Raw genomic sequence first — 25,192 nt, forward strand, 5'->3', positions numbered from 1 at the left:
CTGAATAAACGCCCCTTTTGGGGCGTTTTCTTATCTCGGACACCCGCCAACGACACTCAAACCGCGCCGTGGCGGCACGGCACGATTTTCGCTTGGGCTCTCCTGTCGGCTGCCATTGCAGCCAGGATGTGACCCTTGTCAGCAGGAGCAGTACCTATGACCACCCTAGCCCCAGAACAGAACTGGTTACTGGACCCGGGTCGGCTCAAGCTGGTTCACCAGTGCCGTCGACTGATTCACTCCGAATTCGGCGTCAAACTCCATCTCACGGAAGACCGGCTGCCCCAGTTGCTCGCGGATTTCGCCGGACGCACCCGATCAACCCAACTGGTCAGGACCTGGGACAGCCTCAAGCATCAGATTCCCGGTTTTGATCCGGAGCACCCGGAGGGGGACCGCAGCCGCCGATACCGCGGCCAGCGCCTGGCGGATGATATCGAGCGCAATGATCGGGAACGGGTTGGCGTGGCAGCGGAACCGCCAAGGAACAAGGTGATCTATCGGGGGCAGGTGGTGGGATGACGGCCCCGGGCGCTGCCGGAGCCGTCTGTCGAGTCAAGTCAGCGGCAGGTCAGAACTGCTTGCTGAGCTGCACTGAGGCGCCCCAGGCGTCCAGCTCGTAAGTGCCCTGGAAACGGGCGGCGTTGGCCAGCGGCTCGTCGTCCACGTTGTACTCGCGCTCATCCACGTCTACGTCGTCAAACAGCAGCACACCCGCCGCCACATCGACCGTCCAGCCACTGCGGGCATCGGCATACTGGGTACCCAGAGTCAGCCACTGACGGTCATCAGACGGAATCCGTGCGGTACGGTAGCTCTCGTCCACCGGTGTCTGGTCGTAGGCGTAACCGGCCTTGAATGCCCAGGCAGGGGACGCCTGCCAGATCACACCAACGTTGGCCTGCCAGGTGTCGTTCCAGTTTTCGGAGACGTGGCCGATCATGCCCGGACGACCGTATTTGTCCTGGGCGCCAACGCCGGTGGAGATCGCGCCATTCTGTTCCCGGCTCTCGATGTCCAGCGCCACGAAACGGGACCACTTGGCCCAGGTAGCTCCGGCCAGCAACGTCACGCTGTCGGTCAGTTGATGACGGGCGCCCACGGAGATGCTCTCGGGAATCTCCAGCGGTACCCGGGCGTCTTCCTCCAGGTTGGTGAACGCCATGTTCAGGCCACCGGCGCCAATCTGTGGCACCGGTACGTTGGTGAGGGTTGCCTCGCCTTCCAGTTCCAGTTCAGTACCGGTCTGGGCAGTCAGACCAAACTGGGTGCGGTCACTGACCTCCCACAACAGACCAAAGGTAAACGTCATCGCAATGTCGTCACCTTCCACATCGAAATAGCCTTCCTCAAACGCCGGACCGCCATAACCGGATGCCTGCGCCTGCTGGTAGTTCTGGCTGTAGTCCTGAAACTTCGACAGCCGGCCCTCGGCGTAGATCAGGTTGGCGCCGAAGCCCATAGAGAAGCCGTTGCCGTCATTCAGCGCAATGGAGGGGCTGAAGGCAATCGCGGTGAGCTCGGTCTTGTCGGCGAAGTAGCGACCCACGAAGTCGTTGTCGTAGTCGGCGCTGAGGCCGTAGGGGGCGTGAATGCCGAAGCCGACATCGACGCTGTCGTTCACCTCATAGGTCATGTACAGGTTGGGCAGGACCGCCAGGGGAGCAAAGTCACCACCACTGCTGCCATCCACTGGGGCGCCGGCAGCGCCGGTGGCGGAGCCGGTCGGACGGTCCAGTTCGGCGTCAATGTTGAGGATGGCGGCACCGAACGACAGGTTGTTGCCTTCCAGTTGACTCATGCCGGCGGGATTGAAGAACACCGTGGTGGCGTTTTCCGGGTTGGCGGCAGCCCCCGCGTTGGCCACACCCATGGCGCTGGCGCTTTGCTCATTGAGCGAGAAACCTCCAGCGGATGCCACGACAGGCGCGGAAATCAGGGCGGCAGAGACGAGATAACGTGTTGTTTTGTACATAACTCCCCCTTTTTGGAATGCGGCGGAGTATACGCACGACACGGTAATGGCCTCAAATGCCAATACTATTCATTCAGGGACACAACCAACTACGACTAAAGTCGCAAGCCAGATAAAAGGGAGGAGGATCGCAGCCAGGCCGTCCGCACTGGCTGCGTTACAGACGACTCAGTCGCCCTGGATCGACAGCTTGTCGACGGAGGAGGACAGCTTGTCGGCGCCCTGAGCATCGGTCCCCAGCTTGATCATCAGACGCAGGTCGTTGGCCGAGTCGGCGTGCGCGAGGGCATCCTCGTAGGTCACCAGGCCGTCGGCGTAGAGCCGGTACAGCGCCTGGTCGAAGGTCTGCATGCCGGACTCGGTGGACTTGGTCATCAGCTCCTTGAGCTTGTGAACCTCACCCTTGCGGATCAGGTCAGACACCAGCGGGGTATTGATCAACACCTCAATGGCCGCGCGACGTCCCTTGCCATCCGGAGTCGGCAGTAACTGCTGGGCGACGATGGCCTTGAGGTTGAGGGACAGGTCCATCCAGGTCTGGTTGTGCTGGTCCGGATTGAAGAACTGGATAATCCGGTCCAGGGCCTGGTTGGCGTTGTTGGCGTGCAGCGTGGCCAGACAGAGGTGACCGGTCTCGGCAAACTGCACCGCGTACTCCATGGTCTGCTTGGTACGGATCTCGCCGATCAGGATCACATCCGGCGCCTGTCGCAGGGTATTCTTCAGCGCCACTTCGAAACTCTCGGTATCGATCCCCACTTCCCGCTGGGTCACGATACAGCCCTGGTGCTGGTGGATGAATTCGATCGGGTCCTCAATCGAGATGATGTGACCCCGGCTGTTGCGGTTACGGTGCCCCAGCATCGCGGCAAGGGAGGTGGACTTACCGGTACCGGTGGCCCCCACAAAGATAATCAGACCGCGCTTGGTCATCGCCAGATCCTTGACGATCTCCGGCAGCGACAGGTCATCGATCTGGGGAATCTTCACCTCGATTCGCCGCAGCACCATGCCGCACAGGTTGCGCTGGAAAAACGCGCTGACCCGGAAACGGCCGATACCGCGGGCACTGATGGCAAAGTTGCACTCGTGGGTCTCGTCGAACTCGGCCCGCTGCTTGTCGTTCATCGCGCCGTAGACCAACTCCCGGGTCTGCTCCGGGGTCAGGGCATTCTTGGTCACCGGCAGCACCTTGCCGTGGACCTTCATGCTGGGGGGCACACCAGCGGTGATAAAAAGGTCAGAACCGCCCTTGTCCACCATCAGGCGCAGTAGTTTTTCAAATTCCATGGCTGTTCCCTGTGCTTAGCAATCAGAAGTTGTCCGGCATCTTGGCCTTCATCCGGGCCGCCTCGCGGGAGATCAGACCTTTCTGCAGGAGTCGTTCCAGACACTGATCCAGGGTCTGCATGCCCAGCGAGCCACCGGTCTGGATCGCCGAGTACATCTGCGCCACTTTGTCTTCCCGGATCAGGTTTCGGATGGCCGGGGTCCCGATCATGATTTCGTGGGCCGCGATCCGGCCACCGCCCATTTTCTTCATCAGACTCTGGGAGATAACCGCCTGCAGCGACTCCGACAGCATCGACCGCACCATGGACTTCTCTTCCGCCGGGAACACGTCCACCACCCGGTCGATGGTCTTGGCTGCCGAGGTGGTGTGCAGGGTACCGAACACCAAGTGACCGGTCTCTGCCGCGGTCAGTGCCAGGCGAATGGTTTCCAGGTCCCGCAGCTCACCTACCAGGATGATGTCGGGGTCTTCCCGCAGCGCCGAACGCAGGGCCTCGTTGAAGCCGAGGGTATCCCGGTGTACTTCCCGCTGGTTCACCAGACATTTTTTGGAATCGTGGACGAATTCGATCGGGTCCTCGATAGTCAGAATGTGTTCGTAGCGACTGTCATTAATATAGTCCAGCATCGCTGCCAGGGTGGTGGACTTACCGGAACCAGTCGGCCCGGTCACCAGCACCAGCCCGCGGGGTACCGAGGAAATGTCCCTGAACACCTGCCCCATGCCCAGATCGTCCATGGTCAACACCTTGGACGGAATGGTCCGGAACACCGCACCGGCACCGCGGTTCTGGTTGAAGGCGTTGACCCGGAAACGGGCCACGCCGGGCACCTCGAACGAGAAGTCGGTTTCCAGAAACTCCTCGAAATCCTTGCGCTGCTTGTCGTTCATGATGTCATAAATCAGTCCGTGGACTTCTTTATGTTCCATCGGTGGCAGGTTGATGCGCCGGACGTCACCGTCCACACGAATCATCGGAGGCAGGCCGGCAGACAGGTGCAAGTCAGACGCGCCCTGTTTCGCCGAGAAGGCAAGCAGTTCAGTAATATCCATAGAGGTCCTCGGAAGGCTTTTTCTTGGTTCCTGCGGACAACCCGGTTGGGGCAAGGAGATACAGGCCTGGACGGTACGCCTGGCCGAAGGCAGCGCACGCGCTTGGCATTTTCCTGGCCCGGGGGTAACGTGTTGGCCAAACGCCGAATTTTGCCGGATTGACACCATGAGCAGCATAGCAGACAACATAGAGAGCGTAACCCGAAGCATACAAAAAGCAACAATCAGCGCAGGCCGCGAGGCGGGCTCGGTGACGCTGCTGGCAGTGAGTAAAACCCGGCCGGCGGATGACCTGCGCGCTGCGGTGGCGGCCGGGCAACGGGCTTTCGGTGAGAACTATCTGCAGGAGGCGCTGGACAAGATCGAGCAACTGGCCGACCTCCCGGGGCTGGAATGGCACTTCATCGGCCCCGTCCAGTCCAACAAGACCCGCGCCATTGCCGAGCATTTCCATTGGGTGCACAGCGTTGACCGTCTGAAAATCGCCCGCCGCCTCAGCGAACAGCGCCCGACGACACTGCCGCCGCTGCAGGTGTGCCTGCAGGTCAATATTGATGAGGAGGCCAGCAAATCCGGCTGCCACCCCGACCAGGCGATGACGCTGGCCGAGCAGATCCGCGAGCTGCCCCGGTTGCGGCTGCGGGGACTGATGGCGATTCCCGATCCCGATCGCCCGGAGCCGGCACTGCGTCAGAGCTTCCGGCGTCTGGCGGAACTGCAGCAGCGCATCAACGCCAGTACTCCGCAGTTACCGGCGCTGGACACCCTGTCGATGGGCATGTCCGGTGACCTGGAACTGGCGATTGCCGAAGGCGCTACCTGCGTGCGCGTCGGGACCGCCCTGTTCGGCCGCCGGCCGCCACCCGGCGAACCAAGACCGCCGGCATAATCTGCTATCATCGGCCAGACCGTTATCACCCAAACATCCGCGCGACAGACACTGGGAGCCCACCTTGAGCACAGCAACCACCATTTCCTTTATCGGTGCCGGCAACATGGCCAGCGCCATCATCGGCGGCATGATCGCCAATGGGTTCAACGCCGAGAACATCTGGGTCAGTGCCCCGGACGACCAGCACCTGCAGGCCATCCGCAAGCGCTTCGGGGTCAGCATCACCACCGACAACCGTTACTGTGCGCAGCAGGCCGACATCGTGGTCCTGGCGGTGAAGCCCCAGGTCATGGCCGACGTCTGCCGCGATATCGCCCCGGTGGCCCAGAACACCCGGCCACTGATGGTGTCCATCGCCGCCGGCCTGGAAGCCGCCACCCTCGACAACTGGCTCGGCGGCGGCCTGCCGCTGGTGCGAGTGATGCCCAACACACCGTCACTGGTGGGCAAGGGAGCCGCCGGTCTGTACGCCAACAGCCAGGTCAGTGACGACCAGAAAGCCAGCGTGGAGGCGGTGTTCAAGAGCATCGGCTCCGCCCAGTGGGTGGCGGAAGAGAAATTGCTGCACGCCGTGACCGCACTCTCCGGCAGTGGCCCGGCCTATTTCTTCCTGATGCTGGAAGCGCTGGAAGCCGCCGCGACCAAGGCCGGCATCGAAGCGGGCACGGCCCGTGAACTGGCGATCCAGACCATGGCCGGCGCCGCCGAAATGGCCGCCCAGAGTGAGCACGACCCGGCCCAGCTCAAACGCAACGTGATGTCGCCGGGAGGCACCACCGAGCAGGCCATCCACACCTTCGAGGACGGTGGCCTGCGGGAACTGGTGGAGAAAGCCTACCAGGCCGCCTTCAGCCGCTCCGAGGTGATGGCCAAAGAACTGGCCGGCGACGACTGAGACTGGCTGGCGGGGTTGCATCCGCCCCGCCCTGCCCACATAACCCAGGAAACCCTTCCGTCAACGGAGACTCGGCTTCATGCTGGCGCACATTCTGATCACTGTCCTGCAGATCGTCTCGACGTTCTATCTGACGATCGTGCTGCTGCGATTTCTGCTGCAACTGGCGCGGGCAGACTTCTACAACCCCATTTCCCAGTTCGTGGTGAAGGCCACCAATCCACTGCTGCGTCCGTTGCGGCGGATCATCCCCGGCTGGGGCGGGATTGATGGCGCATCGCTGGTGCTGGCGGTGCTGATCCAGGCCCTGGCCTACGTGCTGATCCTGTTTACCCTCAATGGCGGCCTGCCCAGCATCAACCCGATCACCCTGCTGACCTGGTCAGCGCTGACGGTGCTGGGGCTGATCATCAAGATCTACTTCTGGTCAGTGATCGCTGTGGTTGTGGTGAGCTGGATCGCACCTTCCAGCCATCACCCGGCGATCCAGCTGGTGGCCCAGATCACCGAGCCGGTGATGCGCCCGGTGCGCAACCTGATGCCACCGATTGGCGGCCTCGACCTGTCGCCGATTGTCGTGTTCCTGATTCTCAGCGTGCTGACCGAGGTGGTCCAGCGCATGGCCATGGCCGCCGGCCTTGGCGCGATTGGCGTGGGTTTGTAGAACCGGTCACAAACCTGCAATCAGTTACAAAGCAATACAATTGGAAACAGTTCGCAAACCCGAATCCAGCCAATTGATTTAACAAAATTTTTCACGCACTATCCCGGATCTTTACAGGTTCATGACTGCCGCCGCCCGACCAGGGTGTCGGGGCGGCAGCAGGTTTCTGTCGGTTTTGCAGTAATATTCTGCTATTGCCCATTACAATCTGGTAAAGGTCGGTGCGATGAAGACATACGGAAGCCTGTCCCAGCAGGTGGAAGCCTACCATTCATGGAAGAAAGAACTGATCCGGCAGATCAGCCGTTACCGGCTTTGGCTGCAGGATAACGACCTGTTCTCGGACGACATCAGCAGCCGCATCCGTCACGGCCTGGAATTGCTGATCGAAGACGAGCTCACCATCGCCTTCGTCGGCGAATACTCCCGCGGCAAGACCGAGCTCATCAACGCCCTGTTCTTCTCGAGCTACGGCCAGCGCATGCTGCCGTCCCAGGCCGGGCGCACCACCATGTGCCCCACCGAGCTGTTCTTCGACCGCAACCAGAATGAAAACTACCTGCTGCTGTTGCCGATCGAGACCCGTCGTCAGGACATCTCGCTGCAACAACTGCGCAAACAGCCCCAGGACTGGGTTCGTCACGAGCTGGACGAGAACAATCCTGAGGTGATGCGGGAAGTGCTGGGAGAAGTCGCCCGCACCAAGAGCGTGACGCCCCTGGAAGCCCGCGAACTGGGCTTTGAGGAGAGCATGCTGGAGACCGACCGGGAACAGCCCGGCAAGGTCCTGATTCCGGCCTGGCGCAACGCCCAGATCAGCATTCGCCACCCCCTGTTCGAGCGCGGCCTGCGCATCCTGGATACCCCGGGCCTGAACGCCCTGGGCTCCGAGCCGGAGCTGACCATCAGCCTGCTGCCCAAGGCCCACGCCGTGATCTTCCTGCTCAGCGCCGACACCGGCGTCACCGCCAGCGACATGGCGATCTGGAAGGAACACATCGACACCGAACACGCCGACCATCGCGCCGGCCGCTTTGCGGTGCTGAACAAGGTCGACGTGCTCTGGGACGATCTCCAGGGCGAGGCGCACACCCGCGACGCCATCCAGCGGGTACAGCAATACACCGCCGACCACCTGGGCATCCGCCAAACCGACGTGATCCCGGTGTCCGCCAAGCAGGGCCTGCTGGCCCGGGTTCGCAACGACGAGGCCAAGTTCCAGCGCAGCAATCTGCCGTGCCTGGAACAGCTGATCATCGATCGCATCCTGATGCACAAGGAGCAGTTGATCACCCAGAGTCTGATCAACGACCTGTTGGGAATGCTGCAGAACTCCCAGGCCGCCATCATGGGCCGGCTGGAAGTGCTGGAGGAAGAATACGACGCCTGCTCCGACACCAATGTCGACCGCGACGCCCTGCGCAAGCTGGCGGACCGCTCCCAGCGCGATTACGACTTCTACTACAAGAAGCTGATCACCCTGCGCTCCAGCCGCCGGCTGATGCAGTCCCAAGGCACAGCCCTGAGTCAGCTGGTCAGCGAGGAACGGTTTGAGGCCCACGTCACCAAGACCCGCGACATTCTGACCACCAGCTGGACCACCGCCGGCCTGACCCGGGGCATGGATCACTTCTTCGAGCTGCTGGAAAGCGATCTCAACAACCTGCTCAGCGAAGGCCAACTGGCCGAAAAGATGGTGTCAGCGATCTATCGCCGCTACAACGAAGACACCCGCGCCCGTCACCTGGAGCCCATTCCGCTGCGGGCCGGCCGTCACGTGATTGCAGTGCGGGAGCTGCGCAAGAAAGCCAACCGGTTCCGGCTCAACCCGCGCAACCTGCTGACCGAGCAGAACCTGCTGATCCGCCGCTTCTTCAACGTGCTGGTCAGCGAGGCCCGAACGCTGCACGCCCGCGTCCGCAAGGATGTCGACCGCTGGCCCAGCGAGGCGCTGCTGCCCATCATGCAGTACTCGATGGAACAGAAGCAGCTGCTGGAGCACCAGGTACGCCGGCTGCGGGACATGGTCCGCAATGAGCGCGACAGCAAGGCCCAGCGCCGCCGCCTGGAAACCACCATCGCCGACCTGCGTCGTCAGCTCGAGCTGGCGGAAAACATGCAGCGGCAGATCCGCAAGCCCGCCCCCACCCTGATCCAGCAGAAAGTGGTGAACATTTCCGGCATCGCCTGATGCCGGCTCATCCCGCCGCCATTCCCACGGCGGTTGCAGGCTGACAGGGCCGCCGATAAACTGCATGGCTGGCAATCGCTTACCCCGTCTACAGGCGGAGGGTTGCCAGCCGTCACTGCCAACGTTTAACGGACCCAACCAGGAAGCCTTACGCGCCGATGCCCGAATCCCTGCCGCCGGACTCTGTCGGGTTAGTGACCCCTCAGACCATTGCTTTCGAAGAGCCCCTGACCCTGGCCTGCGGCCAGACCCTGGGCCGTTACGATCTGGTGGTGGAAACCTACGGCACACTCAATGCCGACGCCAGCAACGCGGTACTGATCTGCCACGCCCTCAGTGGCCATCACCACGCCGCCGGCTATCACAGCCCCGAGGATCGCAAGCCGGGCTGGTGGGACAGCTGTATCGGCCCCGGCAAGCCCATCGATACCAACCGCTTCTTCGTGGTCAGCCTCAACAATCTGGGGGGCTGTAACGGCAGTACCGGGCCGATGTCGATCAACCCGGACACCGGCCGCCCCTACGGCCCCGATTTTCCGGTGATTACCGTGGCTGACTGGGTCCACAGCCAAGCACGGCTGGCGGATCATCTCGGCATTACCCAATGGGCCGCCGTCGTGGGTGGCTCACTGGGCGGCATGCAGGCGCTGCAATGGAGCCTGACCTACCCGGACCGCCTGCGGCACGCGGTGGTAATTGCCTCCACCCCACGTCTGACCGCCCAGAACATTGCCTTCAACGAGGTGGCCCGCAAGGCCATTACCAGCGACCCCGATTTCCACAACGGCCGCTATCATGACTACGGCACCCTGCCCCGACGCGGGCTGATGCTGGCCCGCATGGTCGGTCACATCACCTACCTGTCGGATGCCTCCATGGGGGAGAAGTTCGGCCGTGAGCTGCGGGATCAGGCGTTCAAGTTCGGATACGACGTCGAGTTTCAGGTCGAGAGCTACCTGCAGTACCAGGGCGAGCGGTTTTCCGAGTCCTTCGATGCCAACACCTACCTGCTGATGACCCGGGCGCTGGACTATTTCGATCCCGCCTATGACTTCGACAACAACCTGTCCGAGGCCCTGAAGCAGGCCCGCTGCGAGTTTCTGGTACTGTCGTTCAGTACCGACTGGCGCTTTACCCCGGCACGCTCCGAGGAGCTGGTGAACGCCATGATCGCCGCCCGCCGCAAGGTCAGTTACGCCGAGATCGACGCGCCCTGGGGACACGACGCCTTCCTGATTCCCACACCCCGCTATACCGATGCCTTCGGTGCCTACATGAGCCGGGTCGCCCGGGAGGTGAACGCATGAGAACCGATCTGGCCATCATTGAACAATGGATTCAGTCCGGCAGCCACGTCCTCGACCTGGGCTGCGGTGACGGCACCCTGCTGGACTACCTGCAGCGGGAAAAACAGGCCAGCGGTTTCGGTCTGGAAATCAACCCCGACCACATCACCACCTGCATGGCCCGGGGGGTGGCGGTGATCGAACAGAACCTGGACACCCAGGGGCTGCAGAACTTCGAAGACCAGAGCTTCGACGTGGTGCTGATGACCCAGGCTCTGCAGGCCGTGCGCCGGCCCGACCGGGTGCTGGACGAGATGTTGCGCCTGGGCCGCGAGGGCATCGTGACGTTTCCCAATTTCGCCTACTGGCGACTACGCTGGTATTTGATGCGCCGCGGAAGAATGCCGGAGTCGGAAGCCCTGCCCTACCGCTGGTACAACACCCCGAACATCCACCTGTGTACGTTCAAGGATTTCGAGGCGCTGTGCCATCGCAAGAACATCCGCATCAAGAACCGCACCGTGGTGGATGGCCAGCACCAGGATCGCTGGCTCAGCCGGCTGTGGCCCAATATGCTCGGCCAGATCGCCATTTACCGCATTACTCGCCAGGAGGACTGACCATGATTCCGCTTCCGCGTCTCGCCCGCCGTACCCTGGTGGCGCTTGCCCTGGCCTGGACCAGCGTTGCTGCCCAGGCCGAATCGGTGGCTTTTGACGACTACGAAGTCCACTACAGCGTGTTTCCCAGCACCTTCCTGAAGCCCGAGGTGGCGGCCCAGAACAATCTCAACCGCAGCAAGGCGATCGGCATTCTCAACATCAGCATCATGGAAGAGAACGAGCTGGGAGGCCTGCAGACCGTCAGCGGCCAGGTTGAGGGCAAGGTGCTCAACGACATCCAGCAACCGCGCTTTCTCGCCTTTCGCCGCATCCAGGAAGGCGACGCGGTGTATTTCATCAGTGAGTTCCAGTACCGCCCCGGTGAGCTGCTGACATTCCATGTCACCGCCCGCCCCACCGGCGCTGGTACCGACCTGCCCATCCGATTCGCCCACACGCTGTACGAAGAATGACCGACACCGACAACCGGCTGGTGATCGCCAGCAACAACGCCGGCAAGCTTGCCGAACTGACTGACCTGCTGTCCCCCCTGGGGCTGACCCCGGTGGCGCAGAAAACCCTCGGCGTCAGCGAGGCGGAAGAGCCGGCGGTCACCTTCGTCGAGAACGCCCTGCTCAAGGCCCGTCATGCTGCCCGCAGTACCGGACTGCCAGCACTGGCCGACGATTCCGGCCTGGCGGTGGACGCCCTGGGCGGGCAACCGGGCGTGCGCTCGGCGCGCTTTGCCGGCGACCAGGCCAGCGACGGCGACAACATCGATGCCCTGCTGGCCGCCCTGGCGGACGTGCCGGAAACCGACCGCGGCGCCCAGTTTCACTGCGTGCTGGTCTACCTGCGCCACGCCGACGACCCCACGCCGCTGATCTGCCACGGCCGCTGGCCCGGACGGATTCTGAGCGAACGCCACGGCGATGGCGGCTTTGGCTATGACCCGGTGTTCTGGGTACCGGAACGGTCCTGCAGCGCGGCGGAGCTGAGTCGCGCCGACAAGGGCCAGCTCAGCCACCGGGGGCGCGCCCTGCGGCAACTGCTGGCGCTGCTGGACAGCTCCGCCGCACCGACGTGAGCAACACCATCCCGGCAGCACCCCGACCGGCGCTGCCGCCACTCAGCCTGTATCTGCACATGCCCTGGTGCGTGCGCAAATGCCCCTACTGCGACTTCAACTCCCACGCCCTCGACGGCACCCCGCCGGAGTCCGACTACCTCGCCGCCATTCTGGAAGACCTGCGGCACGACGCCGACCAGATCCAGGGCCGCAGGGTGGAGACCGTGTTCATTGGCGGAGGCACCCCCTCGCTGATGTCGGCGGAGTTCTATCGCCAGCTGTTTGCCGGCCTGGCGCAACAGCTGGACTTTGCCGACAACGCCGAGATCACCCTGGAAGCCAACCCCGGTACTGTCGAGCAGGGCCGTTTCGAGGGCTTTCGCGCCGCCGGCATCAACCGGCTTTCGCTGGGCATCCAGAGCTTCAATCCCGACCATCTGAAGGCGCTGGGCCGCATCCACGATGACCACAGCGCTCATCGGGCGATTGCAGCCGCCCGCAATGCCGGCTTCGACAACTTCAACCTGGACCTGATGCACGGCCTGCCGGAGCAGAGCGTCGACCAGGCCCTGGCGGACATCGAGGCCGCCCTGTCCTGGCAACCGCCGCACCTGTCCTGGTATCAGCTGACGCTGGAACCCAACACCGAATTTTACAGCCGCCCGCCGGACCTGCCGGACGACGACCGGCTCTGGGAGATCTACTGTCAGGGCGGCAACCGGCTTCGCGAGGCCGGCTTCCGCGACTACGAGGTCTCGGCCTGGGCCCGGCCCGGCCAGGCCTCCCGTCACAACCTCAACTACTGGACCTTCGGCGACTACCTCGCCCTGGGCGCCGGCGCCCACGGCAAGCTCACCGGCACCGATGGCTCGATACGCCGCTACTGGAAAACCCGCCAGCCCGACGCCTACCTCAAGCGCATCGGCAGCCGCACCGCGGGCCAGCAAAGCATAGCGACGGATGAGCTGGCACTGGAGTTCATGATGAATGCGCTGCGCCTGCGTCAGGGCGTGGACGAGGCAGTGTTTGAGCAACGCACCGGTTTACCACTGCAATCGATTGCGGTATTACTGGAACAGCTACGATCCGAAGGACTGCTGGAACAGGACCGCCTGCAGGCCACGGAACAGGGGCACCGCTACCTCAACAGTCTGCTGGAGCGTTTTCTTTGAAGCACGAAGCCACCCTGCCGCCACTGCCAAGATCTCTGAAACTTGGCTTGCTGGCCACCCTGGGCCTGTTTCTGACGTTGCTGGCCATCAATCAGCTACTGGTTTCACCGGTGGCCAGCAAGGGCATTGTTGATCTGGAGCTGGCCTCCAACGCCGAGCGAACTCTCGCCATCCTCACCAGCTGGGGTGAACAGGGAATGCTGTGGGCTCAGGTCTCACTGTGGCTCGATTTCCTGTTCATCGCGATCTACGTGGTGAGTCTGCTGGCCCTGACCGGCTACCTGCTGCAGGACCGTCCCGGCATTCGCGAACGCAAGGTGGGCCATTCGGTACGGGCCCTGTTTGTCGGCGCGGGCGTCTGTGATGTGGCGGAGAACGTCCTGCTGCTCAACAACCTGTCAGCACCATCGGACAGCGTCAGCCTGGCGGCCGCGCTCTGCGCGATGATCAAGTTCACCGCCCTGCTGCTGGGCGGTGCCGGCCTGCTGGTGATCAGGGCCGAGCGCCGGCATCCACTGGAAACGTCCAGATAGCCGGCGCCCCGCACCTCACCCGCATATCAATTGGTGCGACGGAACAACAGGTCCCAGACACCGTGACCCAGACGCTCACCGCGCTGCTCGAACTTGGTGATCGGGCGGTCGTCCGGACGCGGTGAGAAGCCGCCTTCCTCCACGGTATTGGCAAAGCCTTCCGACGCCTGCATCACTTCCATCATGTGCTCGGCGTAGTTCTCCCAGTCCGTCGCCAGATGCAGAATGCCGCCAACCCGCAGCTTGTGGCGCAGCCGCTGGACGAACTCCGCCTGCACCAACCGGCGCTTGTGGTGGCGTTTCTTGTGCCATGGATCGGGGAAGAACACCATCACCCGGTCCAGGCTGGCGTCCGGCAGACACAGGTCAATCACGTCGTTGGCGTCGATGTTGTAGACCCGCAGGTTTTCCAGGCCATGATCCTCAACCTCCTTGAGCAGCGCCCCGACCCCAGGCAGGTGCACTTCCACGCCAATAAAGTCCTGTTCCGGCGCCGCCGCGGCCATGGTCGCCAGGGATTTGCCCATGCCGAAACCGATTTCCAGGTTCAGCGGAGCCTCACGGCCAAAGACCTCACGGGGGTCAATCATGCCCTGCTCCCGGGTCAGGCCGAACTTTGGCCAGCAGCGGTCAAAGGCGTTCTTCTGGCCCACCGTCATCCGGCCCTGACGCAACACAAAGCTGCGAATACCCCGCCGCGTAGTAACCGGAGATGTAACCGGAGATGTGGCCGGGGATGTGACCGAAGGTTGGTCCGTTTGGTTATCGCGATCTGTCATCGGCTGTCCTCAACCCGCTGGTTGTCAGTGTGGGAAAGATTACGTCATCAATAACCCGACAGTTTACCAGAACCGGCGGCACCGGCTCATACCGGACTGCGGCGCAATAAGTCAGCGAATGAACCGCACGGAACACTAACCCGCTGGCTTGCGATCGAGCTTGCGGTACCCCAACGCTTCCACCAGGTGGCCCTGGACCAGTTGGCCGTCGCCGGCCAGGTCGGCAATGGTGCGAGCCACCCGCAGGATACGGTGCAGCGCCCGCGCCGACAGCCCCAACCGTTCAATCGCCTGAGTCAGCAAGCGCTCACTGCCAGCATCCAGTGCGCACCAGGTCTGCAACTGCGCGCCCGCCAGGCGAGCGTTGATCACTCCCCGGTCGGCCTGCCGCTGGCGCGCGGCGATCACTCGCAGGCGAACAGCCGCACTGCTTTCGCCTCCGCCTTGGCGTCGCAACAGCACCTCCCCGGGCTGTACCGGCACCTCAACGTGGAGGTCGAAACGGTCGAGCAGCGGCCCGGACAACCGGCTCTGGTAGCGCTGAACCTGCTGGGGCGTGCACTGGCACTCAATGGCGGGATGGCCACGATAGCCACAGGGACATGGATTCATCGCCGCCACCACCTGGAACGCCGCCGGAAATGCCACCTGACGGCTGGCGCGGGAGATCACGATGCTGCCGGACTCCATCGGTTCCCGCAGCACTTCCAGCACCTTGCGATCAAACTCCGGCAGCTCGTCGAGAAACAGGATGCCCTGGTGGGCCAGGGAGATTTCTCCCGGCCGGGGTCGGCTGCCGCCGCCCACCAGCGCCGCCGACGAGGCGGTGTGGTGCGGCGAGCGGTACGGCGGCTGGCGCCAGTGCCCGGCGCGGATCGGCAGGCCGGCAATGGAGTGAATGCTGGCCACCTCCAGCGCGGCCTTGTCGTCCAGGGCCGGCAGCAGGCCGGGCAGGCGACTGGCAAGCATGCTCTTGCCGGTCCCCGGTGGCCCGAAAAGAAGCAGGTTGTGGCCGCCGGCAGCGGCGATCTCCAGGGCCCGTCGCGGCACCTGCTGGCCCTGGACATCGGCCAGATCGGGCTGATCCGGCGGCGCGGTGTCCTCCGCCATGGGGACGATGTCGGGCAACGGGCCACTGCCGGCCAGATGCTCACACACCGCCAGCAGGTGATCACCCGCCGCCACCCCCTCGGCACCGGCCAGGGAGGCCTCTTCGGCATTGGCCCGGGGAATCAGCAGCGCCCGTCCGGCCTGCCGTACCGCCATCACCGCCGGCAGGATGCCGGTAACACCGCGGAGCGCGCCGTCCAGCGACAGCTCCCCCAGGCATTCCACCTCCGCCAGCGCGGCAGCCGGCAACTGACCGGAGGCCGCCAGGATACCCAGTGCGATGGGCAGGTCAAAACGGCCACCTTCCTTGGGCAGATCGGCGGGCGCCAGATTGATGGTGATGCGCTTGGCAGGAAACTCGAAGCCGGCATTGAGCAGGGCGCTGCGAACGCGGTCCTTGCTCTCCTTCACACCGGTTTCGGGCAAACCGACGATGGACAGGGCCGGGAGACCGTTGGAGAGATGAACTTCAACCGTGACCGACGGCGCGGTGACACCCAGGCAGGCCCGGGTATGAACAGTGGCAAGCATGACAACCTTCCCTGGTTGATAAGAGCGAGAAGCCCCGGTGTGCGCCTTCCTGGCGCATCGACTCCGGGGCCGAAATCAGACAGAAAACTAGTCGACGGCAGTACCGGGTTCGGCCTGGCGTTGTTCAAGTTCGGCCACCCGCTGTTCCAGGGCTTCCAGCTTTTCGCGGGTACGCATCAGTACCGCCTGCTGGGCATCGAACTCTTCCCTGGTCACCAGTTCCAGACGGGACAGCACGGACATCACCGTGGCGCGGGCGTGCACTTCAAAGTCTTCCCGGGCGGCGCGCGCCATGTCGGGGACGAACTGACCAAACTGACCCTGAATCTGGGACAGAAAATCCTGCGGACCTTTCACGAGTCACCTCATTGTTTGCTGTGTGCGGGGGGCATGGCTCTGACAGATTGTTCTGCCAGAGTGTGGCACGGGATCGCCCCTGCTACCGAAGAGGGAGTGTATCATACCCCCGCGCCTGCCATACTGGGCCAGCCCGCGTCCAGAGGGTCAGCGACACGCTCTGCGATCGCCTCTGGCAGGCTCGCACCAGTATGGTTCACGACCAAAACCGGTGCGCTATAATGGAGCGCCCTGACGTCCCATTTTGGCACAGGGTTTTTCCAACTTTTTGTATAGAAAGAGATTTTTTGCGTTGGCACATCCGATGCTACTGACCTGGTACGCAATCCGCACAATTGGTGTGCGAGGTAGCAGCATCCCGACTGCAACGGCGGGCCCGGCCCCCGATTGTTGATACGGCTTCAACAAGGAGAAAGCAATGAAACTTGTGACTGCAATCATCAAGCCTTTCAAGCTGGATGATGTCCGCGAGGCACTGTCCGAGATTGGCGTTCAAGGTGTCACCGTCACCGAAGTCAAGGGCTTCGGCCGGCAGAAAGGCCACACCGAGCTGTACCGTGGCGCTGAATACGTGGTGGATTTCCTGCCCAAAGTCAAAGTGGAGGTCGCCATTGGCGACAACCTGCTCGATCAGGTTATCGAGTCCATCACCAAGGCGGCCAACACCGGCAAGATCGGCGACGGCAAGATCTTCGTGACCGAACTCGAACAGGCGATTCGAATCCGGACCGGCGAGACCGGAGAAGAAGCGGTCTAAAACCGCCACCGGAATTTTCAAGCCAGCGCAAAAACATCCAGTTACCTGAAAAGCCTCGTGCGGAGGGCTTCACATGGAAAACAATCTCTTTCACCTGCAGTACGCTATAGATACCTTTTATTTTCTTGTTTGCGGCGCATTAGTTATGTGGATGGCTGCAGGGTTCGCGATGCTCGAATCCGGCCTCGTGCGCGCCAAGAACACCACCGAAATTCTCACTAAAAACGTCGCACTGTTTGCGATTGCCTGCACCATGTACCTGGTGTGCGGCTACGCCATTATGTACGACGGCAATGTCTTCCTCTCCGGCATGGGCGCTATCGACGTCGACGGTGTGCTGGGGGATTTCGCCGGTCGTGAAGGCGGCTTCGAGGGCGGCTCCATCTACTCCGGCGCCTCTGACTTCTTCTTCCAGGTGGTGTTTGTGGCTACCGCCATGTCCATCGTCTCCGGCGCAGTTGCCGAACGCATGAAACTGTGGGCCTTCCTGCTGTTCGCGGTGGTCATGACCGGCTTCATCTACCCGATGGAAGGCGCCTGGACCTGGGGCGGCGCGGAAGTGTTTGGCCTGTATTCCCTGGGTGACCTGGGCTTCAGTGACTTCGCCGGTTCCGGCATCGTACACATGGCCGGTGCGGCCGCTGCCCTGGCGGGCGTTATCCTGCTGGGTGCCCGTAAAGGCAAGTATGGCCCCAACGGCGAAATCCGCGCCTTCCCGGGTGCCAACCTGCCACTGGCGACCCTGGGTACCTTCATCCTGTGGATGGGCTGGTTCGGCTTCAACGGTGGCTCCGTCCTGAAACTCGGTGACGTAGCCAGCGCCCACTCGGTTGCCATGGTGTTCCTCAACACCAACGCTGCGGCCGCTGGTGGTGCCATCGCCGCCCTGATCACCGCCCGCCTGATGTTTGGTAAAGCGGATCTGACCATGCTGCTCAACGGTGCCCTCGCCGGTCTGGTGGTGATCACCGCTGAGCCGTCCACTCCGAGCGCCCTGACCGCCACGCTGTTTGGTGCCCTCGGCGGTGTACTGGTGGTCCTGAGCATTGTGACCATGGACAAGCTGCGGATCGACGATCCGGTCGGTGCGATCTCGGTCCACGGTGTCTGCGGTCTGCTGGGCCTGCTGCTGGTGCCTTTCACCAACGACGGTTCCAGCTTCAGCGGCCAGATCATCGGCGCCATCACCATCTTTGCCTGGGTCTTCGTAGCCAGCCTGATTGTCTGGGGCATCATCAAGGCCGTCGTCGGCCTGCGGGTCAGCGACGAGGACGAGTACGAAGGTGTGGATCTGTCCGAGTGTGGTATGGAAGCCTATCCGGAGTTCGTCAGCACCAAGTAATCCCACAGCAGCCGGCCCCGCCGGCTGCGCCAAACAGAAAAGGGCGCCATCACAACGGCGCCCTTTTTTTATGATCGGTACGGCAACACGGCTCAGTCTTCCAGCAGCTCCCGCATGAACTGCGGTTGCGCCAGGGCACCATGGTGCGTGGCCTCGTTGTAGTAGCGGGTGACGAACGGCCGCTCGGCGGCATCGGCCTCGCGGAAGTACCGCAACGGGTTGTCCTTGCTGCCCATGGTGCAGCTCCACCAGCCGGTGGGGTACACCGGTTGCGGGAACGGCAGCGTCACCACATGGCTCAGACCGGCCTTCTTCATGTCGTTGTGGATATCGCGGATGATGGTATCGGCATGCAGCAGCGGCGACTCGCTCTGCTGCACCACTATGCCGCCATCCCGCAGCGCCAGCATGCAGTCGCGGTAGAAATCCAGCGCGAACAGGCCCTCGGCTGGACCGACCGGATCGGTGCTGTCGATAATGATCAGGTCGATGCTGTTGGGCTCAATGTCCCGCATCCACTGCACCCCATCGCCAAAGAAGAAGTTGGCCCGGGGGTCGCCGTTGGACTCACACAGTTCGGGGAAGTATTGCTCGGACAGCTTGGTGACCCGCTCATCGATCTCCACCTGCCAGGCCTCTTCCACATCGGGATGCTTGAGCACTTCCTTCAGGGTGCCACAGTCCCCACCGCCAATGATCACCACTTTCTTCGGCGCTTTGTGGGTAAACAGTGCCGGGTGGGTCATCATCTCGTGGTAGAGGAAGTTGTCGCGGCTGGTGAGCATGACGCAGCCGTCGAGCACCATCAGGTTACCGAAGGTGTCGGTCTGGTAGATTTCCAGCTTCTGGAACTCACTCTGTTCCTCGTGCAGCTTCTCCCGCACTTTGAGGGAAAACGCAGTGCCCTCGTTCTGGAATACCTCGGTGAACCAGCCTTCATTCAGTGTTGTCATGACGGACCTCCCCTTGCCAATGACAGGCCCCGACGGGGCCGAACTGGCGGTATTGTAGGTGTCCTTTCAGCATAGCTGAAGCGGTCGCCGCGAATATTGCCACGCCTATTGCCACTCCGTCACCGCTACCCTCTTTGCGAGGCCAGGGTGAAGCCCTACAATGGCGCCATTCCCGACCTCCGGGAGAGAATTTCCATCCCGCCTCCACGCCCGGGTCCACCGGCACCCGTCCAGAGGCAGGTTGCACACATTGCACAGGGTTGCGCCCGATGACCGATCTTGTCTCCACCAATGCCCGTCACACCTACAACATTCCCCACTGGAGCGACGGCTATATCGACGTCAACGGTAACGGGGAAGTCTGTATTCAGCCCGACCGGGGTGAAACCGGCGCTGCCATCAGCCTGCCAGCACTGGCCAGCGACCTGGTTGCCCGGGGCAGTCAGCTGCCGGTGCTGGTGCGATTCACCGACATCCTCCACGACCGGGTCAACCGGCTGTGCGACGCCTTCAACCAGGTGGCCGCAGACCAGGGCTATCAGGGGGGCTACACGGCGGTTTACCCGATCAAGGTCAACCAGCAGCGCCGGGTGGTGGAGGAGCTGATCCGTGCCGAGCCCGCCGCCAGTCGTCAGCAGATCGGTCTGGAGGCCGGCAGCAAGCCCGAACTGATGGCGGTGCTGGCACTCAGTCAGGTTGGGTCGGTGATTGTGTGCAATGGTTACAAGGACCGGGAGTACGTGCGCCTGGCGCTGATCGGCCAGGCCCTCGGTCACCGGGTCTACATCGTGGTGGAGAAGCAGTCCGAGCTGGCGCTGATCCTGGAAGAGGCCCGCCAGCTCAAGGTCAAGCCGCTGATCGGCGTACGCGCACGCCTGGCCACCATTGGCAAGGGTAACTGGCAGAACACCGGCGGCGAGAAATCCAAGTTTGGCCTGTCCGCCAGCCAGGTGCTGGCTCTGATCCAGACCCTTGAGCAGGCGGATGCCCTGGATTCACTGCAACTGCTGCACTTCCACCTGGGTTCCCAGATCGCCAACATCCGCGATATCCAGACCGGACTGCGGGAATGCGCGCGCTTCTACAGCGAATTGCGCCAGCTGGGAGCACCGGTCACCACCGTCGACATTGGCGGCGGCCTCGGGGTGGATTACGAAGGCACCCGCACCCGCAGCAGTTGCTCGATGAACTACAGCGTGGAAGAGTACGCCTACAACGTTATCCACACCCTGCAGGCCGAGTGTGACCGCGCCGGCATTCCCCACCCGGACCTGATCAGCGAATCCGGCCGCGCCCTGACCGCCCACCATGCGGTGCTGATCACCAACGTGATCGATCGCGAAAGCGCCGACAGCGCCGACCCCGTGGCCCCGCCGGAACCGGCCCCACAGCCACTGCAGGACCTGTGGCAGGCGCTGGAGGAACTGCAGGCCCAGCACAGCCCGCGCTCGCCGGTGGAGCTGTACCACGACATCCTGCATGCCCTGAGCGATGTCCACGCCCAGTTTGCCCACGGCCTGCTGGGGCTGGCCCATCGTGCCGCCGCGGAACGTACCTACAGCCGCTGCTGCCAGCAGTTGCGCCAACGCCTGAACGGCAGCAACCGGGCCCACCGGGAAATCATCGACGAGCTCAATGAAAAGCTCGCCGACAAACTGTTCGTCAATTTCTCGCTGTTTCAGTCACTGCCGGATGTGTGGGGCATTGACCAGGTGTTCCCGATCCTGCCGCTGCGGGGGCTGCAACGGCCGCTGACACGGCGGGCGGTGATCCAGGACATCACCTGCGATTCCGACGGCCGTATCGATCTCTACGTTGATGGCCAGGGTCTGGAAACCACCCTGCCTCTGCCAGAGGATGACGGCGAGCCACTGCTGCTGGGCTTCTTCATGACCGGTGCCTATCAGGAAATCCTCGGCGACATGCACAACCTGTTCGGCGATACCCACTCGGTGGATGTCCGGCGGGACGAGGACGGCAGCTACCGCATCAGCGAGAGCATCGCCGGCGATACCGTGGCGAAGATCCTCCGCTACGTGAACTTCGAGCCGGAGCAGCTGCTACAGGCCTACCGCCGCAAGTTTGCCCGCAGTGACCTCGACGCCCTGAGCCAGGAGCGGCTGCTGGCAGAGCTGGAAAGCGGGCTTCACGGCTACACTTACCTGGAAGACTGACTACCTGGAAGACTGACGGGCGCGATAGGCGGAGGGGGACACCCCCTCCCATTTGCGAAAGGCGCGACCGAAGTTCGATGGATCGCTGTAGCCCAACCGGTCAGCAATGTCATCGATGGTGGCCGCTGATGCCGTCAGCAGCTCCAGCGCCCGGGCATGACGCACCCGATCCAGAATGGCCTGGAACCGTACCCCTTCGGCGCTGAGCTGCCGCCGCAGGGTGCGGGAGGACACCCCGAGACTGTCGGCCACCTGTTCCAGCACCGGCAGCCGCCCGGTGCGCACCGATTCCAGCAACCGCCGCACCCGGCCCGCCGCCGAAGCGGTCTGGGACTCCAACTGGCGCTGCTCTTCCTCACACTGCTGCTCCGCCACCCGCCGTGCCACCGGGTTGGACAGGGCGATGGGCAAATCCAGAAACTGCCGCCGGAAGCGCAGCTGATTGGCGCAAGCGTCAAACCGCACCTGATCGGCGAACAGTCCCTGATAGGCCTGCCAATGGGCGGGTCTGGGGTAGGTCAGTCGGCACGAGCCGCCTTCCAGCAGGCGGGTGCCGAACAGCAGCAGATTGACCTCCATGATCGACGCCAGCACCACCTCAACGTTGAACACGTACAAATCCTGCAGATCGTGTTCCACCTTCAGCTCAATCACGGCGTCATCGCCATCGGTGTAGAAATCCAGCCCCATGTAGGGAAAGCGGATACGGAAGTACTTGATCAGCACTTTCAGCGCTTCTTCGATGGTGTCGCTGCTGATCGCCGCCTGGGACAGAGCGCCGTGGGTGGTGAACTTGAGCCGGCGGCCAAACGCCAGACCCAGGGCCGGATCGCCACTGTGCTCCAGCGCCGTCCGGCTGAGTGCAACAAACTGCTTGATGGTGATGAGATTGTCCGGATGCTCGAGAGCCGAAGACCGGATCGCCGCCGCCTTCAGCAATGGCTGACGCCGGATACCCCGCTCCTCCAGCAACTGGCAGAGGATGTCAGCGTAATGCGCTTTGATCACCGGCAGATCCACTGCCAATTCGGATGAATACCTGGACATTCCGAAACCCTGAATCGCAAACCGCAACAACACTAGACTGCATTGATCAAAACGGCAATCACCTGTCTGCCCCGGCGACAGTGTAGAAATGGTCAAAACAGCATCACCGTTCCCCCCGCCATGAATCCAATAGCCACGACCGGACGTAAAGCTTTTCACCAGTAGCCACTGACAGACGCCGGACGAGTGCCTAGAATGATGACTCAAACCGTAACAAGCCACGCCAAAGCCAAGGAGCGTCCAGTGACGACGCTGGAGCCAACTGCCCACCGGGCAGACAGTCCCCGTGACCCCTGGAGCCAGCTGCTGGAAAAGGTGGGCAAACACCAGGACCGGGAAGCCTTCCAGTCGCTGTTTCAGCACTTCGGGCCACAGATCAAACACTACGCCATCGCCAACGGTCTGCCCCATCAGGCAGAGGAGCTAGTGCAGGAGGTCTTTATCTCGATCTGGCGGCGCTCCTGCCTGTACGACTGGCGCAAGGCCGCGGCCTCCACCTGGATCTTCACCATCGCCCGTAACCAGCGGGTGGACCTGCTGCGCAAGCTCCGCCGTACCAATAAGGAAATCACCGTGGAGACCGAGGACCTGTGGCAGGTACCCGGAGAGCAGGAGGACGAACCGGTAACGTCCCTGCACCGGCTGATGTCGGAACGGCGGATTCGGGAGTCCCTGGTGCATCTGCCGGAAGAGCAGATCACGGTGATTGCCAAGGTCTACATGGAGCAGAAGTCCCACCAGACCGTGGCGGAAGAGCTGGACATCCCCCTGGGCACGGTGAAAAGCCGGGTCCGCCTCGCCCTGAAGAAACTGAAAGTACTGTTGCAGGACCAGAAGTCATGACGTCGCATCACCCCGACACCCTGAGCCTGATGGAGTACAGCGCCGGGACCCTGAGCGATCCCCATGCCCTGTGCATCCGCCTGCATCTGGATCACTGCCCCCACTGTCGCAGCCGCGTTGACGCCCTCGACAGCCTGGGTGCGATGATCGTTGAGAGCCAGCCCAGGGAACCGGTAGCGGCCGGTACCTTTGACGCCATTCTCGACCGCATAGACGCCGAGCCGGCGCAGGGAGCAATCGTTATGCCACGGGACCCGCGCGATGCCCTGCACAAGCTGCTCGACACCGACGACCTCAACAGCCTGCCCTGGAAACGGCAACTGGCGGACGCCAGCGTGTTCGACATCAGCGACTATTTTCCGGAGCAGTCCGAACGGGTGGTGCTGCAGAAGCTGACCGCCGGCGGCAAGGCCCCCAGCCACACCCACCGGGGCACCGAGACCACCATCGTGCTGCAGGGGGCGTTTGTGGACCACAGTGGTGTGTTCAACCAGTGGGACTTCGTGGTGCTGGACCAGAACGATACTCACAAACCGGTGGCCGTCGGCCACGACGACTGCATCTCGCTGTCGATTCTGAGCGCGCCGCTGAAGCTGACCGGTACCTTCACCCGCCTGCTCAATCCGTTTATCCGCTGAACTGAAGGCAGTTCACTGGTACCGGGCACGGCTCCGCGCTCACTTACCAGGGCAACTCGGTACCGTCCCAGTTCAGGAAGCGGCCATTATCATCACTCCCCAAACCACCAAGGATGCGCAGCAGGTTGACCGCCGTGTCCTCCGGATCGTGCACCTCCAGCTGTCGCAGCGACTCCTGAAACGGCGCACTCAACGCGGTCCGGGTGGTGCCGGGATGCACCGCCACACAGGCCACGGAGCGATACTGGCGCTGGAGCTCGATGGCCAAATTGGCCACTAGCATGTTCAATGCCGCTTTCGACATCCGGTAGGCGTACCAGCCTCCCAGACGGTTGTCGCCAATCGATCCGACCTTGGCTGACAAGGCCATCACCCGCAGCAGCGGCACCCGACCCAACCAGGGTCGCAACGCCTGCATTACCAACGCCAGCCCCACCGCGTTGATCTGGAACGCTTTCACCAACGCCCCCGGGTCAACATCCTGCAACCTCTTCTCGGGGGCCAGGTCGTGATCGTGGAGCAGACCGGCGGCGTATATCACCGTGTCGATCCGGATGGCCGGCGCCAGCACCCCGGTAAGTGCCCGCTGCACCTCGTCGGGACTCGCTGCCTGTGAGTCCCAGGTCAGCGGGATTACCCGGGAGTCGGACGAGCTGTGTGTTCGCCGCGACAGCGTGATCACCCGCTCAACCCCGGCATCCGCCAGCAACGCATTCAACAGCGCCCGGCCAATGCCGCCACCTGCGCCCACCAGCACAACGTTGTGGATCGAACGGTCGGTCATAGCGGAATCTCCTCTGCGGGCATCAATCGGACCAAAGCCGGGCAGGGCCCGGGTTACCAGAACGGTACGCCCGGCTGGCGAATTCCGACCACCACGCACCGGCCGGCGTGGCCGAAAATGACCGACAGCTGTCAGCTTCTGACCTTCTCCAGCCCCGGCCAATAGCAGAGAATGATTACGTTGATTAGTGTCTCTGAACTAGTCCGGCTCACCCCTCTGGGGTCGAGCAATACTGCTTTCGGCCACGCATT

General features: G+C 62.8%; 25 protein-coding genes. 16 read left to right on the plus strand and 9 right to left on the minus strand.

From position 1 onward, the window contains the following. Window positions 1-156: 156 nt before the first annotated feature. Window positions 157-522 carry a hypothetical protein gene (locus J2887_RS18540; protein WP_227172606.1) on the plus strand — a complete coding sequence of 122 codons (366 nt, stop codon included), beginning with the start codon at window positions 157-159 and terminating at the stop codon, window positions 520-522. A 49-nt stretch (window positions 523-571) separates the two neighbouring features. Here the strand turns inward: J2887_RS18540 and J2887_RS18545 are convergent, their stop codons facing one another. From J2887_RS18545 to J2887_RS18555, 3 genes are all read right to left on the minus strand, one after another. Next, on the minus strand, window positions 572-1,975 hold the full coding sequence (locus J2887_RS18545) for an OmpP1/FadL family transporter (protein ID WP_227172607.1): 1,404 nt from the start codon (window positions 1,973-1,975) through the stop codon (window positions 572-574). A 168-nt stretch (window positions 1,976-2,143) separates the two neighbouring features. After that, a complete protein-coding gene (locus tag J2887_RS18550) occupies window positions 2,144-3,265 on the minus strand; it encodes a PilT/PilU family type 4a pilus ATPase (protein ID WP_227172608.1) in 1,122 nt (373 codons plus the stop codon). Window positions 3,266-3,287: 22 nt separating this feature from the next. After that, window positions 3,288-4,322 carry a type IV pilus twitching motility protein PilT gene (locus J2887_RS18555; RefSeq protein WP_227172609.1) on the minus strand — a complete coding sequence of 345 codons (1,035 nt, stop codon included), beginning with the start codon at window positions 4,320-4,322 and terminating at the stop codon, window positions 3,288-3,290. A 166-nt stretch (window positions 4,323-4,488) separates the two neighbouring features. Here J2887_RS18555 and J2887_RS18560 point away from each other — a divergent pair, with 166 nt between their 5' ends. The 10 genes from J2887_RS18560 (at window position 4,489) to J2887_RS18605 (ending at window position 13,626) form a co-directional block, all read left to right on the plus strand. Further along, entirely contained in the window at window positions 4,489-5,211 is a 723-nt protein-coding gene (locus tag J2887_RS18560; RefSeq protein WP_227172610.1) for a YggS family pyridoxal phosphate-dependent enzyme, read from the plus strand. Window positions 5,212-5,275: 64 nt separating this feature from the next. Next, window positions 5,276-6,109: a pyrroline-5-carboxylate reductase gene (gene proC / locus J2887_RS18565; RefSeq protein ID WP_227172611.1), complete on the plus strand. Its 834-nt coding sequence runs from the start codon at window positions 5,276-5,278 to the stop codon at window positions 6,107-6,109. 79 nt (window positions 6,110-6,188) lie between these two features. Further along, window positions 6,189-6,773: a YggT family protein gene (locus J2887_RS18570; RefSeq protein WP_227172612.1), complete on the plus strand. Its 585-nt coding sequence runs from the start codon at window positions 6,189-6,191 to the stop codon at window positions 6,771-6,773. 226 nt (window positions 6,774-6,999) lie between these two features. After that, window positions 7,000-8,964 (plus strand): dynamin family protein, encoded by a 1,965-nt coding sequence (locus J2887_RS18575; RefSeq protein WP_227172613.1) that lies wholly within the window; start codon window positions 7,000-7,002, stop codon window positions 8,962-8,964. Between the two features lie 158 nt (window positions 8,965-9,122). Continuing rightward, complete coding sequence (gene metX, locus J2887_RS18580; protein WP_227172614.1) at window positions 9,123-10,271, plus strand: homoserine O-succinyltransferase MetX; 1,149 nt, start codon at window positions 9,123-9,125, stop codon at window positions 10,269-10,271. Next, window positions 10,268-10,870 carry a methionine biosynthesis protein MetW gene (gene metW, locus J2887_RS18585; protein WP_227172615.1) on the plus strand — a complete coding sequence of 201 codons (603 nt, stop codon included), beginning with the start codon at window positions 10,268-10,270 and terminating at the stop codon, window positions 10,868-10,870. The genes metX and metW overlap by 4 nt, the downstream gene beginning before the upstream one ends. Before the next feature lie 2 nt (window positions 10,871-10,872). Continuing rightward, window positions 10,873-11,325, plus strand: a complete 453-nt coding sequence (locus tag J2887_RS18590) for a DUF4426 domain-containing protein (protein ID WP_227172616.1) — start codon at window positions 10,873-10,875, stop codon at window positions 11,323-11,325. Next, a complete protein-coding gene (gene rdgB, locus J2887_RS18595) occupies window positions 11,322-11,939 on the plus strand; it encodes an RdgB/HAM1 family non-canonical purine NTP pyrophosphatase (protein WP_227172617.1) in 618 nt (205 codons plus the stop codon). Before J2887_RS18590 ends, rdgB begins: the two co-directional genes overlap by 4 nt. Then, window positions 11,936-13,093: a radical SAM family heme chaperone HemW gene (hemW, locus tag J2887_RS18600; RefSeq protein ID WP_227172618.1), complete on the plus strand. Its 1,158-nt coding sequence runs from the start codon at window positions 11,936-11,938 to the stop codon at window positions 13,091-13,093. Before rdgB ends, hemW begins: the two co-directional genes overlap by 4 nt. Further along, window positions 13,090-13,626 carry a hypothetical protein gene (locus J2887_RS18605; RefSeq protein ID WP_227172619.1) on the plus strand — a complete coding sequence of 179 codons (537 nt, stop codon included), beginning with the start codon at window positions 13,090-13,092 and terminating at the stop codon, window positions 13,624-13,626. The genes hemW and J2887_RS18605 overlap by 4 nt, the downstream gene beginning before the upstream one ends. Before the next feature lie 26 nt (window positions 13,627-13,652). On the opposite strand, the gene trmB is transcribed toward J2887_RS18605, so the two are convergent. From trmB to J2887_RS18620, 3 genes are all read right to left on the minus strand, one after another. Next, entirely contained in the window at window positions 13,653-14,405 is a 753-nt protein-coding gene (trmB, locus tag J2887_RS18610; RefSeq protein ID WP_227172620.1) for a tRNA (guanosine(46)-N7)-methyltransferase TrmB, read from the minus strand. A gap of 135 nt (window positions 14,406-14,540) precedes the next feature. After that, on the minus strand, window positions 14,541-16,046 hold the full coding sequence (locus J2887_RS18615; RefSeq protein WP_227172621.1) for a YifB family Mg chelatase-like AAA ATPase: 1,506 nt from the start codon (window positions 16,044-16,046) through the stop codon (window positions 14,541-14,543). Between the two features lie 87 nt (window positions 16,047-16,133). Next, a complete protein-coding gene (locus J2887_RS18620; RefSeq protein WP_227172622.1) occupies window positions 16,134-16,403 on the minus strand; it encodes an accessory factor UbiK family protein in 270 nt (89 codons plus the stop codon). Between the two features lie 418 nt (window positions 16,404-16,821). On the opposite strand from J2887_RS18620, the gene glnK reads away from it, so the two are divergent. Continuing rightward, complete coding sequence (gene glnK, locus J2887_RS18625; protein ID WP_004578958.1) at window positions 16,822-17,160, plus strand: P-II family nitrogen regulator; 339 nt, start codon at window positions 16,822-16,824, stop codon at window positions 17,158-17,160. Between the two features lie 73 nt (window positions 17,161-17,233). After that, window positions 17,234-18,502 carry an ammonium transporter gene (locus tag J2887_RS18630; RefSeq protein WP_227172623.1) on the plus strand — a complete coding sequence of 423 codons (1,269 nt, stop codon included), beginning with the start codon at window positions 17,234-17,236 and terminating at the stop codon, window positions 18,500-18,502. Between the two features lie 92 nt (window positions 18,503-18,594). Here J2887_RS18630 and speE read toward each other — a convergent pair whose 3' ends face one another. After that, the gene (gene speE / locus J2887_RS18635) at window positions 18,595-19,455 is read right to left on the minus strand and encodes a polyamine aminopropyltransferase (RefSeq protein WP_227172624.1); all 861 of its coding nucleotides are present in this window, start codon (window positions 19,453-19,455) and stop codon (window positions 18,595-18,597) included. Between the two features lie 269 nt (window positions 19,456-19,724). Between speE and speA the strand changes: the two genes are divergently transcribed. Further along, the gene (gene speA / locus J2887_RS18640; RefSeq protein ID WP_227172625.1) at window positions 19,725-21,629 is read left to right on the plus strand and encodes a biosynthetic arginine decarboxylase; all 1,905 of its coding nucleotides are present in this window, start codon (window positions 19,725-19,727) and stop codon (window positions 21,627-21,629) included. Here the strand turns inward: speA and J2887_RS18645 are convergent, their stop codons facing one another. Then, entirely contained in the window at window positions 21,630-22,676 is a 1,047-nt protein-coding gene (locus J2887_RS18645; protein WP_227172626.1) for an AraC family transcriptional regulator, read from the minus strand. A 195-nt stretch (window positions 22,677-22,871) separates the two neighbouring features. Between J2887_RS18645 and J2887_RS18650 the strand changes: the two genes are divergently transcribed. Together J2887_RS18650 and J2887_RS18655 are read left to right on the plus strand one after the other, a co-directional pair. Next, complete coding sequence (locus J2887_RS18650; protein WP_227172627.1) at window positions 22,872-23,519, plus strand: sigma-70 family RNA polymerase sigma factor; 648 nt, start codon at window positions 22,872-22,874, stop codon at window positions 23,517-23,519. Further along, on the plus strand, window positions 23,516-24,157 hold the full coding sequence (locus J2887_RS18655) for a ChrR family anti-sigma-E factor (RefSeq protein ID WP_227172628.1): 642 nt from the start codon (window positions 23,516-23,518) through the stop codon (window positions 24,155-24,157). Before J2887_RS18650 ends, J2887_RS18655 begins: the two co-directional genes overlap by 4 nt. 43 nt (window positions 24,158-24,200) lie before the next feature. Here the strand turns inward: J2887_RS18655 and J2887_RS18660 are convergent, their stop codons facing one another. Continuing rightward, window positions 24,201-24,941 (minus strand): SDR family NAD(P)-dependent oxidoreductase, encoded by a 741-nt coding sequence (locus J2887_RS18660; protein WP_227172629.1) that lies wholly within the window; start codon window positions 24,939-24,941, stop codon window positions 24,201-24,203. Window positions 24,942-25,192 lie beyond the last annotated feature (251 nt).

It is taken from the genome of Marinobacter sp. CA1 (assembly GCF_020546665.1).
Classification (GTDB): Bacteria; Pseudomonadota; Gammaproteobacteria; order Pseudomonadales; family Oleiphilaceae; genus Marinobacter; species Marinobacter xestospongiae.